The sequence below is a fragment of the Sphingomonas sp. PAMC 26621 genome (assembly GCF_000251145.1).
Taxonomy (GTDB): Bacteria; Pseudomonadota; Alphaproteobacteria; order Sphingomonadales; family Sphingomonadaceae; genus Sphingomonas.
Genome location: NZ_AIDW01000009.1, coordinates 171789 through 189053, shown reverse-complemented (window position 1 = coordinate 189053; position 17265 = coordinate 171789). Strand labels below are relative to the sequence as shown.

Genomic DNA, 17265 nt, shown 5'->3' with positions numbered 1-17265 from the left:
GTAGGGATGCTGCCGGCTGCGCCGGAAGCCGTGACCTACCCCGCGCTTGCGATGATCTGTTCGGCCTGCGCCAGGTGCAACCGCTCGACCATCGCGCCATCGACGCGGATCGCGCCCAGCTGCGCATGGGCGGGCAAGGCGAACGCCGCGATCACCGCCTCCGCCCAGCGCACCTGCTCCGCGCTCGGCGCGAATGCGCGGTTGGCGGGCTCTATCTGCGCCGGGTGGATCAGCGTCTTGCCGTCGAACCCGTAGCGCGCGCCCTCGGCGCATTCCGCCGCCAGCTCCGGCGTATCCGCCAGCACGTTGGAAACCCCGTCCAGCGCGATCAACCCGTGCGCGCGCGCCGCGGTCACGATCGAAATCAGATGCGGCACCAACGGCAGCCGATCCGCCCCCGGGGTGCAGCGCATCTCCTTGGCCAGATCGTTCGTCCCCGCTATCAGGCAGCCCAGCCCCGGCGCCGCCGCAATCGCGGGCAACGCCAGCATCGCCGCGCACGTCTCGATCATCGCCCACAGCGTCACACCCCCGAGCGTCGCGCGCGCGAGCGCCAGGTCGTCGGGGTGCGACACCTTGGGCAGCAGCACCGCATCGAACCCCGCCCCGCGCGCGGCTTCCAGATCGGCCTCGCCCCAGTCGGTATCCAGCGCATTGACCCGCAACACCAGCAACCGCGCGCCGAACCCGCCGTCACGCGCCGCCGCCAGCGCCTGCGCGCGCGCCGCGACCTTGCTGTCGGGCGCGACCGCATCCTCGAGATCGAGGATCACCGCATCGCAGTCGAGCCCGCGCGCCTTGTCGACCGCACGCTGGTTCGACGCGGGCATGAACAAAGCGCTGCGGATCCGCCTCATGGCTGGACGACGGGCTCGCGGCGGACCGGCGCGGGGGCGTCTTCCCACCCACCGCCGAGCGCCTTGAACAGGCTGATCTGCGCATCCGCGACAGCCGCGTCCGACTGCGCGAGCGCGGCACGCGCATCCGCACGGTCGCGTTCGGCCTGGATCAGCAGCAGGAAGCTGTCCGCGCCATAATTGAACCGCAGTTGCGACAGCTTCGCCGCCGCGCTGCTCGACGCCTCGGCCCGCCGCAGCGCGGCGTTGCGGTCGAGCGCGCCCGAATAGCGCGCCAGCGCCTGTTCGACCTCCTGCAACGCGGTCAGCACGCGCCCGTCGAACGTCGCGAGGCTCGCATCCGCCCCGGCCCGCGCCTGGCGGATCCGCGCACGCGCGATCGTCTGGTTGGGGAAGCTCCACGAAATCAGCGGCCCCGCCGAATAGGTGACCGCGCTGCTCTTGAACAACTGGCTCCCGCGCTGCGCGTTGAGGCCGATCGATCCGAGCAGCGAGATCTTGGGATACAGCTCAGCCGTGGCGATCCCGATTCGCGCCGTGTCGGCGGCAAGCGTCCGCTCGGCCTGCCGCACGTCGGGACGGCGACGGATCAGCGCCGCGCCATCGCCGATCGGCAAGACGTCGCGCACCGTGGGCGGCGTCCGGCAGGCGTTGGCCGCCGCGTCGATCTGCTCGGGCGGCAAGCCCGTCAGCACCGCGAGCGCATAGAGCGACGCGCGCCGCTCCGCCTCGAAGCCCGGTATCGTCGCCTGCGTCTGCGCGAGCAGCACGTCCGCGCGGTCGACATCGCGCCGCGTGCCGCGCCCGGCGGTGAACAGCGTGTTGGTCAGCCCGAGCGTGCGCTGCTGGAGCTTGACCGTTTCCTCGGCAACCCCGCGCTGCTGCGCGTTGCTGCACGCGGTCGCATAGGCGCGCGCGGTCTCGGCGGCGACCGACACGCGCGACGCGTCGAGCTGCGCCTGCGCCGCCTGCACGTCGCCCCGCGCCGCCTCGATCGCGCGGGTGATGCCGCCGAACAGGTCGACCTCATAGGACGCGTCGAAGCCCAGCTTGAAACTGTTGAAGACGAAGGACTGCGGCGTCACCGCGCCGCCAGTCCCGGTTCCGGTTCCAGTCCCAGTCCCGGTTCCAGTGCCAGTGCCAGTCCCCGTCCCGGCGCCCGTCCCGGCGCCCCCGAAACCGAGGCTCGCGGTATTGATCTGCGCCCGCGTGAAGCTGGCGTTCGGCCCGGTCGTCGGCAGCCGCGCGCCGCGCTGTTCGTCCAGCACCGCCCGCGCGCGCTCGAGGTTCCCCGCCGCAACGCGAACATCGGTGTTGTGCGCCAAGGCATCCGTCACCAGCCGGTCGACGACGGGGTCGTTGTACAGCCGCCACCAATGGTCGGGCAACGGCGTCGGGGTGATCCCCTTGCCGATCCCGGCCTCGGCGAATGCGCCGCCCTCCGCCGGAACCGGGGTCGACGGCTTCACGTAGTTCGGCCCGACGACGCACGCCGAAAGCGCAAACGCGGGGAGGACGCTCAGGATACGCTTCATGCCGGTTTCCCTTCCGGAGCGGGCAGCGCGGGCGGATGATCGTCCGTCGCGGCGCGCTTCCGGCGCAGTTTCGAGGCGACCCAGTCGCCCCCCTTGCGGCTGATGACGTAGAAGCTCGGGGTGAACAGCAGCCCGAACGTCGTCACGCCGATCATCCCGAAGAACACCGCCACGCCCAGTGCCTTGCGCATTTCCGCGCCCGGCCCGCTGCCGAGCACCAGCGGCAACACGCCGAGGATGAACGCGATCGAGGTCATCAGGATCGGGCGGAGGCGCTGCTCGGCGGCATGTTCCGCCGCCGCATGCAGTTCCATCCCGTTGTCCTCGTTCGCACGCGCGAACTCGACGATCAGGATCGCGTTCTTCGCCGCCAGACCGATCAGCACGACCAGCCCGATCTGCGTCAGGATGTTGTTGTCCATCCCCATCAGGTTCACGCCCACGATCGCCGCGAGCAGGCACATCGGCACGATCAGGATGACCGCGAACGGCAGCACCAGGCTTTCGTAATTCGCCGCCAGCAGCAGGAACACGAACAGCACCGCGAGCCCGAACACCAGCGAGCCGGTATTCCCGGCCTGCTGCTGCTCGAACGCGATCTCGGTCCATTCGTAGCTCATGCCCTTGGGCAGCGTCTCGCCCGCGATCTTGGCCATCGCCTCGAGGCTCTGCCCGGACGAATAACCGCGCGCCGTATCGCCCTGCAATTCGGCCGACGGATACAGGTTGTAGCGCACCACGCGGTACGGCCCGCTGTCGTTGCGCAGCGTCATCACCGCATCGAGCGGGACCATGTTCCCCGCCGCCGACCGCGTCCGCAGATGCCCGACGTCGGAAATCTGGTCCCGATACGGCGCGTCGGCCTGCGCCGTCACGCGGTACGTCCGCCCCAGATAGTTGAAGTCGTTGATGTACGACGAGCCGAGATAGGTCCCGAGCGTCGAGAACACGCTCGATACCGGCACGCCAAGCTGTTCGGCGCGCTCGCGATCGATATCCGCGAACAGGCGCGGGGTGCGGTTGTTGAAGGTGGTGAACGCCGCGGTGATCCCCGGCGTCTGGTTCGCCTTCATCATCATCCCGAACGCAGCGCCCTCGAGCGCCTTGAACCCGAGATTGTTGCGATCCTCGATCAGCAGCTTCCAGCCGCCGCCGGTCCCGATCCCGCGCACCGGCGGGGGCGGGATGACGAGCAGCAACCCGCCGCTGAGCGGCGCGAGCGCCTGCCGCATCTCATTGGCGATCGCATCCGCAGTGCCGCGATCGGCATGCGGTTTCAGCGTGATGAACATCGCGCCGCCATTGGACGCGGTCGAGAAGGTCGCGCCATCGAGACCGGCGAAGGCGACGGTGTCCTGCACCGCGGCATTCTTGTGCGCGATGTCGGCGGCGCGCTGGATCAGCTCGGTCGTGCGCTGGAGCGAGGCGCCGGGCGGCAATTGCGCGGCAACGATCAGATAGCCCTGGTCCTGCGCCGGGATGAACCCGGTCGGGGTCGCGGTGAAGCGCCACCCTGCAAGCCCGATCAGGATCACGTAGCAGATGCCGATGATCGCCAGGCTGCGGATCGCCCGCGCGGTGAAGCGCCCGAACCGGTTGCCGAGCCAGTCGAACCCGCGGTTGAACCCGCGCGCGAACCGCGTGCCCGCGCCACGCCAGCCCGCCCTTGGCTCGACATCATGCTTGGGCTTGAGGATCAGCGCGGCGAGCGCGGGCGACAGCGTCAGCGACACGAACGCCGAGATCGCGGTCGCCGACACGATCGTCAGCGCGAACTGCTGGTAGAACTGCCCCGAAATGCCCGGGATGAAGCTGGTCGGGATGAACACCCCGCACAGCACCAGCGCGATCGCGATCAGCGCACCCGACACTTCGTCCATCGTCTTGTGCGCGGCCTCGAGCGGGGACAGCCCCTCCTCTTCCATCAGCCGCTCGATATTCTCGACCACGACGATCGCGTCATCGACCACGATCCCGATCGCGAGCACCATGCCGAACAGCGACAGGTTGTTGAGCGAGAAGCCGAACGCCGCGAGCACCGCGAGGCTGCCAAGCAACGACACCGGGATCGCGACGATCGGGATGATCGCCGCGCGCCAGCTCTGCAGGAACAGCAGGACGACCAGCGCGACGAGGATCAGCGCCTCGACCAGCGTATGCTCGACCGCCTCGATCGACGCCGAGATATATTCGGTCGGGTTGTACGGCACCGAATAGACCAGCCCGGGCGGGAAGGTCTTGGCGGCGTTGGCGACTTCGGTGCGGACCGCCTCGGCGGTGCTGAGCGCGTTCGACCCCGGCAACTGGGTGATGCCGATCGCGGTCATCGACTTGTTGTTGAGCAGCGCGTTGATCGTGTAATCCTGCGCGCCGAGCTCGATCCGCGCGACGTCGCGCAGGCGGGTCAACCGGCCCGCAGTGTCCCGCTTGACGATGATCGCGCCGAATTCCTCGGGCTTGGTCAGTCGCCCGGTCGCCTGGATCCCGAGCTGGAACGCGGTCCCGCCCTGGTTGAACGGCGGCTGCCCGACCGACCCTGCAGCGACCTGCGCGTTCTGCGCGCGCACGGCAGCGACGATCTCGTCGACGGTCAGGTTGCGCGACGCGGCGCGATCGGGATCGACCCACACGCGCATGTTGTAATCGCGCCCGCCGAACACCCGGACGCCACCGACGCCGGGGATTCGCGAGATGCGATCGATCAGCTGCGTCGTCGCGTAATTGGAGACATAGGACGGGCTGAGCGACCCGTCGGGCGAGGTCAGCGCGACCACCATCAGGATGTCGGGCGAATTCTTGCGGACCGTCACGCCGATCTGGCGGACTTCCTCGGGCAGGCGCGGCTCGGCGGTGGAGACGCGGTTCTGCACCAGCACCTGCGCCTGGTCGACGTTGGTGCCCTGCTTGAAGGTCACCGTGATCGCGAGCGCGCCGTCGCCGGTTGCCGAGGAGGACATGTAGATCATGTTCTCGACGCCGTTGATCGATTCCTCGAGCGGCGCGGCGACCGTCTCGGCGAGCGTCTCGGCGTTCGCCCCCGGGAAGGTCGCGTTGACGACCACGGTCGGCGGCGCGATCTCGGGATATTGCGCGACCGGCAGGCCGGGATAGGCAACCACGCCGAACACCACGATCAGGATCGACAGCACCGCTGCGAAGATCGGGCGATCGATGAAGAAATGGGGGAATTTCACTGGGTCGGCGCCTTAGTTCGCGGTCGCGTCGGAAGCCGGCGGCGCGCTTTCGGGGGTCGATTGCGGCGCGGTGTCGGCGGCCTTGGGCTTCATCTTGACCAGGTTTTCCTTCACCTTGGCCCCCGGCTGCAACGTCGTGATCCCGTCGATCACGACATGCTCGGTCGGCGCGAGCCCCGACTTGACGACGCGCAGCCCTTCCACCTGCGGCCCGGTCTCGACCGGACGCGCGATGACCTTGCCTTCCTTGCCGACGACATAGACGAGCTTGCGCGTCTGGTCGGTGATGACCGCTTCGTCGGGCACCAGCATCGCGCGATAATGGCCCGAGCCGAGCAGCCGTGCGCGGCCGAACAGCCCCGGCGTCAGGAAGCCATCCGGATTGGCGATGACCGCGTGGGCGCGGATCGTCCCCGAATTGGGGTCGATCGCATTGTCGACGAATTCCATCCGGCCGCGCCAGCGGAAGCCCTTTTCGTCGGCGAGCTGGACCTCGACCGGGTTGGCGGTGTTGCGCGACGAGCCGCGCTCGCCCGCCTTCGCCTGGCGCAGATACTTGAGATAGAAGCTTTCCGCGCCCTCGAACGAGAACCAGATCGGGTCGGTCGAGACGACGCGGGTCAGCACGCTGGTCGCCTCGGTCGCGTAATTGCCCTTGCTGACGCGACGATCCGAGACGATCCCGGTGATCGGCGAACGCACCGTGGTGAAGCCGAGGTTGAGCTGCGCGGTCGACACGTTCGCGCGTGCGGCGCCAAGATCGGCCTGTGCGGTGCGGACCGCGGCGAGCTTGGTCTCATATTCCTCGCGCGCGATCGCCTCCGCCTTGAGCAGGATCTGCGCGCGCGACAGTTCGGACTGCGCGTTGGTGACCGAAGCCTGCGCCTTGGCGACCTGCGCGCGAGCCTGCGCGAGTGCTGCCTGATAGGGGCGCGGATCGATCGTGAACAGCGCTTCGCCCGCCTTCACGCGCTGGCCGTTGGCGAAGAAGATCCGGTCGATCGTTCCCGAGACCCGGGGGCGCAGCTCGACGTCCTGGATCGCCTCGAACCGGCCTACGTATTCATCCCAGTCGACCACGTCGCGCTGGAGCGGTATCGCGACACTGACCTGCGGCATCGGCGGCGGCGGCGGTGCCTTTTGCGAACAGGCGGCGAGCAGACCCAATGCGGTCGCGCCGACTACCGGGCGCAAGAAGCGCACATACGAACTCGTCAATGTAAGATCCCCATGTCGTGCATCGCTCAGCCACCCTTGCCGGTGCAGGCATGCGCGTTGGCAGCCCACAGCTTTGCGGCATAAACGTGCGGCGGCAGATGCTGCATTGCAAGGCAACATTACCGTCCGATCGGTATGTATTTCACAAGCCGTTGGTTTTATTGCCTATTATACCGTTCGACCCGTTCCCCGCCTGTGCGATGTTCGTGACATTTCGGTTACGGAACGCCGCCGGTTCGCCGCGGTCACGGCCGCCCGGGCAGCGCCGGTCGCTGCACCACCACGCCGCCCTTGATCACCCAATCGACCCGCCGCAGCGCGGTGCGATCGCGCAGCGGATCGCCCCGGACCGCGATCAGATCGGCCAGCAGGCCCGCCGCGACTCGCCCGCGATCCGTCAGGTGGAACGCCGCCGCATTGCCAGCGGTCGCGGCGCGCAGCACGTCGGCAAGCGGCATCCCGGCCTGCGCCATCAGCTCCATTTCGCGGGCATTCTCGCCGTGGGGGAACACCCCGACATCGCCCCCCATGCAGATCGGCACGCCGACCGAGCGCGCCAGCGCAAACGCCGCGCGGTTCTCGGCCACCGCCGCCGGCACGGGATCGCCGCCGCTCCAGCCGCGATAGCGCGCAACCGCATCGGAGGCCGCAAGCGTCGGGCACAGCGCGATCTTGCGCGCCGCCATCGCGCGGAAAATCTCGACCGTCCCGCCATAGCCATGCTCGATCGTATCCGCCCCCGCGGCGATCGCGCGCCGCATCCCCTCGGGCGTCGAGGTGTGGACCGCGACGATCCGCCCGGCATCATGCGCCGCGGCGACCGCGGCGGTCATCTCGGCCTGCGAGAAGGTCGCGCGGCTCGGCTCGCCCGGTCCCCAGCGATAGTCGCCGTACAGCTTCACCACATCCGCCCCGGCGGCGATCTGGCTGCGCACCACGCGCACCACGTCATCGACCCCGCTCGCCTCCTCGGCGCCCTGCGGCACGTCGACGCCGGGCTCATAGCCCTTGGGCCCATAAGCGCCCCTCGCGACGATCGCGCGCGTCGCCACGAGCATCCGCGGCCCCGGCACGATCCCCTGCGCGATCGCCTGCCTGAGCCCGACATCGGCGTAGCCCGCGCCCTCGGTCCCGAGATCGCGCTCGGTGGTGAAGCCGGCCAGCAACGTGGCGCGTGCGCTCACGGTCGCGCGGGCGGTGCGCAGCGCAAGCGGTTCGTGGAGCACCTGATCGTCCCACGACGCCTCGTTATAGGGGTGGAGGAACAGATGGCCGTGCCCCTCGATCAACCCGGGAAGCAGCGTCTCGCCGGGCAGGTCGATCGTCTCCGCGCCCGCCGGGGCCGTCAGCGCCGGCCCGACCGCGACGATCCGGTCGCCCGTCACCAGCACCTGCCACCCGGCGTGCGCGACCGGATCGACCCCGTCGAACACCGCCGCCGGGCGCAACAGGATCGTGTGCGGCGGCGCGGGGGGTTCAGCGGTGGCGCCCGTTGCCAGCAGCGCCAGTGCGATCGCCCATTTCATCCCCGTCTCCCTGAAGGTTGTCGCGCGCCGCGATGCCCGATAGCGTTGCGCCATGGATACCGCCCCTCCCGCTCCGCGCAAGCGCGCCGCCCCGTTGCTGCTGCTCGCGCTGCTCGCCACCGCCGCCGCGCCCGCGCCCGTACCGGAGCGCGCCCGCTGGAACGCGGAGGCGGCGCGGGTCACGATCACGCGCGACACCTGGGGGATCGCGCACGTCCGCGGCAAGACTGATGCGGACGCGGTGTTCGGCGCGATCTACGCGCAGGCCGAGGACGATTTCGCGCGGATCGAGGCGAATTACCTGACCGCGCTCGGCCGCACCGCCGAGGCCGAGGGCGAGACCGCGCTCTGGGCGGACCTGCGCCAGCAATTGTACGCCGACCCGGCCGATCTCCAGGCGCGCTATGCCGCAAGCCCGGCGTATCTGCGCGCGTTGATGCAAGCCTGGGCCGATGGCCTCAATTACTTTCTGGCGACGCATCCCCGGACCCGCCCCAAGGTGCTCACCCGGTTCGAACCATGGATGGCGCTGTCGTTTACCGAAGGCAGCATCGGCGGCGATATCGAGCGGATTTCGCTGACCGACCTCGCCGCCTTCTACGGTGGCCAAAGGATCGCGGTCGCGCAGCAGGACACCGGCCCCTTCCCGCGCGAGCCGCGCGGATCGAACGGGATCGCGATCGCGCCACGCAACACCGTCGACGGGCACGCGCTGCTGCTGATCAACCCGCACACCAGTTTCTACTTCCGCGCCGAACTCCAGATGACGAGTGCCGAAGGCCTCAACGCTTATGGCGCGTCGACCTGGGGGCAGTTCTTCATCTACCAGGGCTTCAATGAGACAGCGGGGTGGATGCACACCTCGTCGGGCGTCGACAATGTCGATTCCTTCGCCGAGACGATCACGCGCAGCGGTGACGCGATCACCTATCGCTACGGCAGCGAGCAGCGGCCGATCACGACGCGGCGGATCACGCTCGCCTATCGCAAGGCGGACGGAACGCGCGCGACGCGCAGCTTCACTACCTACGCCTCGCATCACGGCCCGATCGTCGCCGAACATGGCGGCAAGTGGATCGCGCAGGCGCTGATGTGGAAACCCGTCCCCGCGCTCGAACAAAGCTGGCTCCGCACCAAGGCGCACGACCTCGCCAGCTACATGCGCGTAGCGGAGCGGCAGGCGAACTCCTCGAACGACACGCTGTTCGCGGATTCGACCGGCGCGATCGCCTATCTCCACCCGCAGTTTGTCCCGGTCCGGAGCGATGCGCTCGATTACGCGAAGACGGTCGACGGCGCCGACCCCGCGACCGACTGGAAGGGCCTCCATAGCGTCGCCTCCCTCCCCAATGCGATAAACCCGAAGGTCGGCTGGGTCCGCAACACCAACGATTCGCCGTGGGGCGCGGCCGGGCCGGACAGCCCCAAGGCCAGGGACTATCCGCGCTACATGGACACGTTCGGCGAAAACGCGCGCGGCGTGCACGCCGACCTGCTGCTGACCGGGCGGCACGACTTCACCCCCGAACGCCTGATCGCCGCGGCCTATGACAGCTACCTCCCCGCCTTCGCCCGGCTGATCCCGCCGCTGATCCGCGCCTATGACGCGCTGGCCGCGAAGGACCCGCGCCGCGCGCGGCTTGCCGGGCCGATCGGCGCGCTGCGGACATGGGATTATCGCTGGGGTGTGGACTCGGTCGCGACCACGCTCGGCGTGCTGTGGGGCGGCAAGATGTGGCGCGAGGCGGGGAGCTTCGTCCAGGCCGAGCAGATCAACGTCCCCGACCATATCGCGCACGACATTCCCGACGCGCGCAAGCTCGACGCGCTCGGCGAGGCGGCAGACCAGCTCACCCGCGATTTCGGGACGTGGCAGGTCGGCTGGGGCAAGATCAACCGCTTCCAGCGACTCGACGATTCGATAACGCCGCATTTCGACGATACGAAACCGAGCATCCCGGTGCCCTTCACCTCGGCGCAATGGGGCAGCCTCGCGTCGTTCGGCGCGCGGCCTTATGCCAACACCACCAAGCTGTACGGATCGAGCGGCAACAGCTTTGTCGCGGTCGTTGAATTCGGTCCTAAAGTGCGCGCCTGGGCGGTGACTGCGGGCGGCGAAAGCGGCGACCCGGCGTCGGCGCACTTCCGCGACCAGGCCGAACGCTACGCCAGCGGCGCATTGCGACCGGTGTATTTCTACCCCGCCGATCTCGCCCAGCATACCGTAAGACGGTATCGTCCAGGCCCGCGCCGCTGAGCAGTTGCGTTCGAGGGTGGCAATTGGGTCACAACCTACAATTACTGTAGTCGCCCCACAGGCTCACCTTGCGGTGCGCCCTGAAACTGGGCATGTTGCGCACGATAATTACCCCTCTTGAGGTTGGTGGTTTATTCCGATAACACAGTGCGACGAGCACGGTTGCCCTTGCGGGTGGCATGGGTGGGGGCTGGGTCGAAAGGCCCTTGAGATCTGGATTGGCTCAGATGAATTACGAGACGCGCGTGATCGGCACTGAGGAACTCCGCGGCTTGCCCGGTCCGGAGACGCCCCCGCGTAGCCGCCGCAGCATCATCATCGCGGTCCTGGTGGTCCTCCTGATCGCGCTGGTCGTCGGATATCTCCTGTTCGGACGCTCCAAGCCCGCCGCCAAGGCGGTCGAACAGCTTCCGCTTGTCTCGGTCGTCGTGCCCGGACGCTCCACCGTCGCGCGCGTCGTGTCTGCGACCGGGTCGCTCGCCGCACGGCGCGAAATGCCGGTCGGCGTTGCAGGCGACGGCGGGATGGTGACGCGCGTGCTGGTCGAACCCGGCCAGTGGGTCGGCAAGGGGCAGGTCCTCGCCCTAGTTGACCGCTCGGTTCAGACGCAAACCGCCGCATCGCTTGACGCCCAGATCGCGGTCGCGCGGTCGGACGCGGCGATCGCGCAATCCGAACTCGATCGCGCGCAGACGCTGGTCACGCGCGGGTTCCTGTCCAAGGCGGACCTCGAACGCAAGGCCGCGACGCGCGACGCCGCGCTCGCACGCGTCAAGGTCGCGCAGGCGACGCTCGGCGAAGCGAACGCGCGCACCAGCCGCCTCGATATCCGCGCCCCCGCCGCGGGCCTCGTGCTGACCCGCGCGGTCGAGCCCGGGCAGATCGTCGGCCCGGGAACGGGAACGCTGTTCCGGCTGGCCGAGGGCGGGCAGATGGAAATGCGCGCGCAGATCAGCGAGGCCGATTTGCGCGGGCTGCGGATCGGCGCACGCGCGCAAGTCACCCCGGTCGGCGGGAGCGAGAGCTTCACGGGCGAGGTTTGGCAGGTCTCCCCGGTTATCGATCCCCAGAGTCGCCAGGGAATCGCGCGGATCGCGCTGTCCTACAATCCCGCGCTGCGTCCGGGTGGCTTCGCCTCCGCCGCAGTGGTTGCGGGATCGACCGACGTACCGCAGCTCCCCAACTCGGCGATCCAGAGCGACGACAAGGGCAATTTCGTGTACGTGATGGGCGCGGGCGACAAGATCGTCCGGCGCGCGATCCAGGTGGGCGAAGTGTCGGACAAGGGTGTCTCGATCACCGAAGGCTTGAACGGGACGGAGCAGATCGTCCTGTCGGCAGGTGCATTCTTGACCCCCGACCAGAAGGTCAAGCCGACGCGGGTCGCGCTTTCGGCCGCGAACCAAAGGTAGCAGCATGAGCTTCCGGAACATCTCGGCCTGGTCGATCCGCAACCCGGTCCCGTCGCTGGTCCTGTTCTTCATGCTGACGCTGGCGGGGATCGTCAGTTTCATGCGGCTCGACGTCAACAGCCAGCCCGACATCGATTTTCCGGTTGTCATCGTCGACATCAGCCAGCCCGGCGCGGCGCCGACCGAACTCGAGACCCAGGTTACGCAGCGCGTCGAGGCGGCGCTGCGCAGCCTGCAGGGGATCGACGAGATCGACTCGACCGTGACCGAGGGCCAGTCGGAAACCGTCGTCCAGCTCGCGATCGGCACACCGATCGACCGCGCGGTCGAAGACGTGCGGTCGTCGATCGCGCAGATCCGCAGCAACCTGCCCGACGGCATCCTCGAGCCGCAGATCATGCGCGCGAACACGACCGGGCAGGATCTGGCGAGTTACGCACGATCAGCACCGATATGACGGTCGAGCAGCTCAGCTGGTACATCGACAATAACGTCGCGAAAGAACTGCTGTCGGTCCCGGGCCTCGCTGGTGTTCAGCGCAACGGGGGTGTCGATCGCGAGATTCGCGTCATCCTCGATCCGGCGAAGCTTTCCGCGCACGGGCTGACCGCGTCGCAGGTCAATCAGCAGCTCCGGCAGGTCAACCTCAACGCCGCAGGCGGACGCGCGCAGCTCGCCGGGTCCGAGCAATCGGTCCGCGTGCTCGGCAACGCCCAGACCGCCTATCAGCTCGGCCAGACGCAGATCGCGACCGGCATGGGCCAGACGCTCAAGCTGGTCGACCTCGGTCGGGTCGAGGATCTGTATGCCGAACAGCGTTCGGCCTCGGCGCTCAACGGCCAGCAGGTGCTGTCGTTCGATTTCCAGCGCGCCAAGGGCGCGTCGGACGTGACGGTGTTCGAGGAAGCCGAGAAAAAGCTTGCCGCGCTCGAGGCGCGCAATCCCAAGGTGCACTTCAAGCGCATCTCGGACAGCGTCAAATACACCAAGCAGCAATATGATTCGGCAATGGAGGCGATGGTCGAGGGCGCCGCGCTCGCGGTCGTCATCGTGTTCATCTTCCTGCGCGACTGGCGCTCGACGATCATTTCCGCACTAGCCATCCCGCTGTCCGCGATCCCGACCTTCTGGGTGATGGACCTGCTCGGCTTCACGCTCAACAACATGACCTTGATGGCGCTGAGCCTCGTCGCGGGCGTGCTGGTCGACGATGCGATCGTCGAGATCGAGAACATCGTTCGACACATGCGCATGGGCAAGTCCGCCTATCAGGCGGCGATCGACGCCGCCGACGAGATCGGCCTCGCGGTCCTCGCGACGACGATGGCGATCGTCGCGGTGTTCCTCCCGGTCGGCCTGATGCCCGGCATTTCGGGGCAGTTCTTTAAGAATTTCGGCCTGACCGTGGTCGCCTCGGTCCTGATGAGCCTCGCGGTCGCGCGCCTCATCACCCCGATGCTCGCCGCCTATTTCCTCAAGGCGCAGGGCGAGGCATCGCACGGCGAGGGCTGGATCATGGATCGCTACATGGCGATCCTGCGCTGGACGCTGATGCATCGCTGGTCGGCGATCCTCGGCGGCGCGGTCGCGTTCGCGGCGACGATCTATTTGTTCATGTCGATTCCGGCGACCTTCCAGCCGTTGCGCGACAGCGACTCCACCACCGCGACGATCGAGATGGTGCCTGGAACGACGCTCGCCGAAACCAAGACGGTCGTCGCGCAGGTCGCCGCAATCCTGCAGAAACAGCCGAGCATTGAGTCGGTCTATTCGCGGGCCTTCGTCGGCAACGGTCGGGTCACCGCAATCTTCAAGCCCAAGCGCGAGCGGAAGATGAAGAGCTACGAGTTCGAGCGCGCGCTCGCGCCGACACTTCAGACGATTCCCGACGCGCGCGTCTCGTTCCGGTCGTCGAGCGGCTGGGGCAGTGCGGGGCGTGCGCTGACGATCACGCTCGGCAGCGACGATCCTAAGCTCCTCGCCGAGACCGGAGCAAAGCTGGTCGACCAGATGAGCCGCCTGCCCGACCTCGTCGCGCCGCGGATCAGCGGGGACCTCAAGCGTCCCGAAATCGTCATCACCCCGCATATGGACCTCGCCGCGAGCATGGGTGTGACGACCGCGGCGATGTCCAACGCGATCCGGATCGCGACGCTTGGCGACATCGACCAGAACAGCGCGAAATTCTCGCTGTCAGACCGACAGATCCCAATCCGCGTCGCGCTCGACCAGGATTCGCGCCAGCGTTTGTCGACGATCCAGAACCTTCCGGTCCAGACCGCAAGCGGCGGGTCGGTGCCGCTCAGCGTAGTCGCCGATATCGGTTTCGGCGCAGGCCCGACCAAGATCGAACGTGTCGCGCAACAGCGCCAGCTGACGATCGGCGCGGACCTTGCCCCGGGCGTCGTCAGCGGAACCGCGCAAAAGGAGATTCACGAGCTCCCGCTGTTCAAGACGATGCCGATCGGGGTGAAGGAACTCGTCCTTGGTGAATCGAAGTGGCAGGTCGAGCTGATCCAGAACTTCATCATCGCGCTGGTCGCGGGCATCTTCCTGCTCTTCGCGGTGCTGGTGCTGCTGTACCGCCGCCTGTTGCCGCCGTTCATCAACATCATGTCGCTGCTGGTCGCTCCGCTCGGCGGGCTGATCGGGCTTGCCGTTACCGGGACGCCGATCTCGATGCCGGTCTATATCGGTCTGATCATGCTGCTCGGCATCGTCGCGAAGAACTCGATCCTGCTGATCGACTTTGCACTCGAGGAGATGAACAAGGGCGTCGATGTGCTGACCGCGATCATCGATGCCGGGCACAAGCGCGCGCAGCCGATCGTGATGACCACCGTCGCGATGGTGATGGGCATGCTGCCGACTGCGCTCGCGCTGACCGGCGACGGATCGTCGCGCGTTCCGATGGGGATCACGGTGATCGGCGGACTGACGATGTCGACCGTGCTTACGCTGCTCATCGTCCCGGCCAGCTTCAGCCTGGCGATCGGGATCGAGGCGCGTGTCGGGCCGGTACTGCGCCGTCGTCTGCTGACCTATCGCCCCGGCGACGATGGCGGCCCGTTGATCGAGCATCAGTCGCCAACCAAGCCGCAACTCGGCCCGGGGGACCCGGCGCGGATCCATTACAAGCCGGGCGACGACAAGCCGCAACCGGCCGAATAACCCAGCCGACCTCGCAGCCCGGCGGAAAAAGCACCGCCGCCGGGACTTGGCGCTTGAACAATCGTCGCGTTCGGGGATTGGTCCGGCAATGCGAACCCCTACCCCGCCTCGAGCCTTTGAAGCGCCCCCGGCGGGATTGGTGCGAATGCGCTGGATCGCGGGCGGGTTGCTCGTCGCGATGGCGGCGATCTTCTTCGTTGCGCGCGCCTACGATGATCCCGCGTCGCGCTACGGGCATGCGATCGGCTTCGTCCGCGCCTTTGCCGAGGCAGCGATGGTGGGCGGGCTGGCCGACTGGTTCGCGGTGACCGCCTTGTTCCGGCACCCCTTCGGCATTCCCGTCCCGCACACCGCCATCATCCCCCGCAACAAGGATCGCATCGGCACGACGCTCGCCGCGTTCCTGCGCGACAACTTCCTCGTGCCGCGCGTCGTCGCACGCCGGATGCACGGGCTCGACATCGCCGGCGCAGCGGGGCGCTGGCTCGCCAACCCGCCCGGCGGCGACGGACGGCTTCGGCGCGGCGCATCACGGCTGGCCGCGCACATGCTCGAGGCATTCGACCAGCAGCGTCTCGGCGGGATGGTCAAGGCCGGGATCGGTCAGCGGCTTCGCGCGCTCGACGTCTCCCCCCTGCTTGGTCAGGCACTGACCGCCGCGATCGCCGAAGACCGGCATCTCCCCCTTCTGGACGGAATCGTCCGCTGGGCGGCGCGCGTGCTCGAGGCGAACGAGCATCTCGTTCGCGCAATGGTCAGCGAACGCTCGGGATCGATGATGCGCTGGACCGGGCTCGACGAGACGCTCGCCAACAAGATCATCGACGGACTCAACGGCATGCTGACCGGGATCGCAGAGAACCCGGACCATCCCTTGCGCGAGAAGGCGGAAGAAGGGTTGGCGACGCTCGCCCACGATCTCGTCCATGATCCGCGGATGCGCGACCGCGTCGCTGCGGTGAAAGCCGAGATCATCGACAACCCCGCGATGCAGCGGTGGCTCGACGGGTTATGGGAGCAGGCGCGCGGCGGGATGCTGCGGATCGCGCGCGACCCCGACCGGATGCTCGCCGGGCCGGTCGGCGATGCGCTGCGCCAGCTTGGCGGCACGTTGCAGACCGATCCGAAACTGCGGCGCACGATCAACCGGTTCGTCCGGCGGGCCGTGGTGGGGCTTGCGGCCGATTATGGCGACGGGATCGTCCGGCTCGTGTCCGAGACGGTTCGTGGCTGGGATGCGCAGACGATCACGCGACGGCTCGAGAATGCCGTCGGACGGGATCTGCAATATATCCGGGTCAATGGAACTTTGGTGGGCGGCCTGGTGGGGCTTACGATCCATGCCGTGGACGTGGCCCTGTAGCAAACAGACGGACGGGGAACGCGCCGACCTTCGAACTACAACCCCGCCGCCTCGGGCGTCAGCGCACCCAATCCTCGATTGCCCACCCCCGCACCTTCGCCATCGCGCGCAGCGGCGGATGCGGGTTGACCGCAATTCCGACGTCCGCCCATTCGAGCGCGGGCGCATCCGACGCGTGGTCGGAATAGAATCGTACGTGCGATTCGCGTCGCGCGATCCCCTGCTCCGCCAGCCATGCCTCGATCATCCGCAACTTGGCCGGGCCGTAACAATTTTCCCCAGCGATTTTCGCGTGGATCATGCCGTCCGTCCGGACCACTCCGGTCGCGATGACCGCGTCGAACCCGAGCCGGGCAGCGATCGCTTCCGCGTAGAATCCATAAGAAGCCGTCGCCATCACGAGCCGATATCCCGCCTCGCGATCCGCCGCGATCTGTTGCCGGGCACCCGTGTAGACTCCCGTATCGCCGATTCGCCCCGCGAATCGCTGCGCGGCGCGCGCCGCCACGGATTCGGGCATCCGCCTCCCCAGCAGCAATCGCTGCGCAATTTCCTTGAGTCGCGTGCGTCCGATCAGTCGCATCGCATACGCCGCCCCGGCAAGCGCCAAGACCGGCAGCAATCCCAGTCGCCACGGCGATTCGACCCGCGCAGTCTCGACCAGGAACCGCGTCCACGTCGCCGAATAAGTTATGGTCTTGTCCATGTCATAGACGGCAAGATGATTCATCG

Annotated in this window: 9 protein-coding genes and 1 pseudogene; 4 read left to right on the top strand and 6 right to left on the bottom strand. The window is 67.9% G+C overall.

Features of this window, described 5'->3' with window-relative positions; translation table 11 throughout:
* Nucleotides 1-35: 35 nt before the first annotated feature.
* From RI03_RS04535 to RI03_RS04515, 5 genes are all read right to left on the bottom strand, one after another.
* A complete protein-coding gene (locus tag RI03_RS04535; protein ID WP_010215515.1) occupies nucleotides 36-857 on the bottom strand; it encodes an HpcH/HpaI aldolase/citrate lyase family protein in 822 nt (273 codons plus the stop codon).
* Nucleotides 854-2392: an efflux transporter outer membrane subunit gene (locus RI03_RS04530; protein WP_010215514.1), complete on the bottom strand. Its 1539-nt coding sequence runs from the start codon at nucleotides 2390-2392 to the stop codon at nucleotides 854-856. The genes RI03_RS04535 and RI03_RS04530 overlap by 4 nt, the downstream gene beginning before the upstream one ends.
* On the bottom strand, nucleotides 2389-5586 hold the full coding sequence (locus RI03_RS04525; protein ID WP_010215512.1) for an efflux RND transporter permease subunit: 3198 nt from the start codon (nucleotides 5584-5586) through the stop codon (nucleotides 2389-2391). The genes RI03_RS04530 and RI03_RS04525 overlap by 4 nt, the downstream gene beginning before the upstream one ends.
* Before the next feature lie 12 nt (nucleotides 5587-5598).
* Entirely contained in the window at nucleotides 5599-6789 is a 1191-nt protein-coding gene (locus RI03_RS04520) for an efflux RND transporter periplasmic adaptor subunit (RefSeq protein ID WP_010162568.1), read from the bottom strand.
* Nucleotides 6790-7049: 260 nt separating this feature from the next.
* Nucleotides 7050-8330: a metal-dependent hydrolase family protein gene (locus RI03_RS04515; protein ID WP_026046449.1), complete on the bottom strand. Its 1281-nt coding sequence runs from the start codon at nucleotides 8328-8330 to the stop codon at nucleotides 7050-7052.
* A 52-nt stretch (nucleotides 8331-8382) separates the two neighbouring features.
* Between RI03_RS04515 and RI03_RS04510 the strand changes: the two genes are divergently transcribed.
* From RI03_RS04510 to RI03_RS04495, 4 genes and pseudogenes are all read left to right on the top strand, one after another.
* A complete protein-coding gene (locus RI03_RS04510; RefSeq protein ID WP_051007233.1) occupies nucleotides 8383-10587 on the top strand; it encodes a penicillin acylase family protein in 2205 nt (734 codons plus the stop codon).
* A gap of 227 nt (nucleotides 10588-10814) precedes the next feature.
* Nucleotides 10815-11999, top strand: a complete 1185-nt coding sequence (locus tag RI03_RS04505) for an efflux RND transporter periplasmic adaptor subunit (RefSeq protein WP_010215508.1) — start codon at nucleotides 10815-10817, stop codon at nucleotides 11997-11999.
* A gap of 4 nt (nucleotides 12000-12003) precedes the next feature.
* Nucleotides 12004-15170, top strand: a pseudogene (locus RI03_RS04500) (efflux RND transporter permease subunit).
* A gap of 145 nt (nucleotides 15171-15315) precedes the next feature.
* Nucleotides 15316-16533: a DUF445 domain-containing protein gene (locus RI03_RS04495; RefSeq protein WP_010215507.1), complete on the top strand. Its 1218-nt coding sequence runs from the start codon at nucleotides 15316-15318 to the stop codon at nucleotides 16531-16533.
* Nucleotides 16534-16591: 58 nt separating this feature from the next.
* Here RI03_RS04495 and RI03_RS04490 read toward each other — a convergent pair whose 3' ends face one another.
* Nucleotides 16592-17263: an HAD family hydrolase gene (locus RI03_RS04490; protein WP_026046447.1), complete on the bottom strand. Its 672-nt coding sequence runs from the start codon at nucleotides 17261-17263 to the stop codon at nucleotides 16592-16594.
* Between the last annotated feature and the right edge of the window lie 2 nt (nucleotides 17264-17265).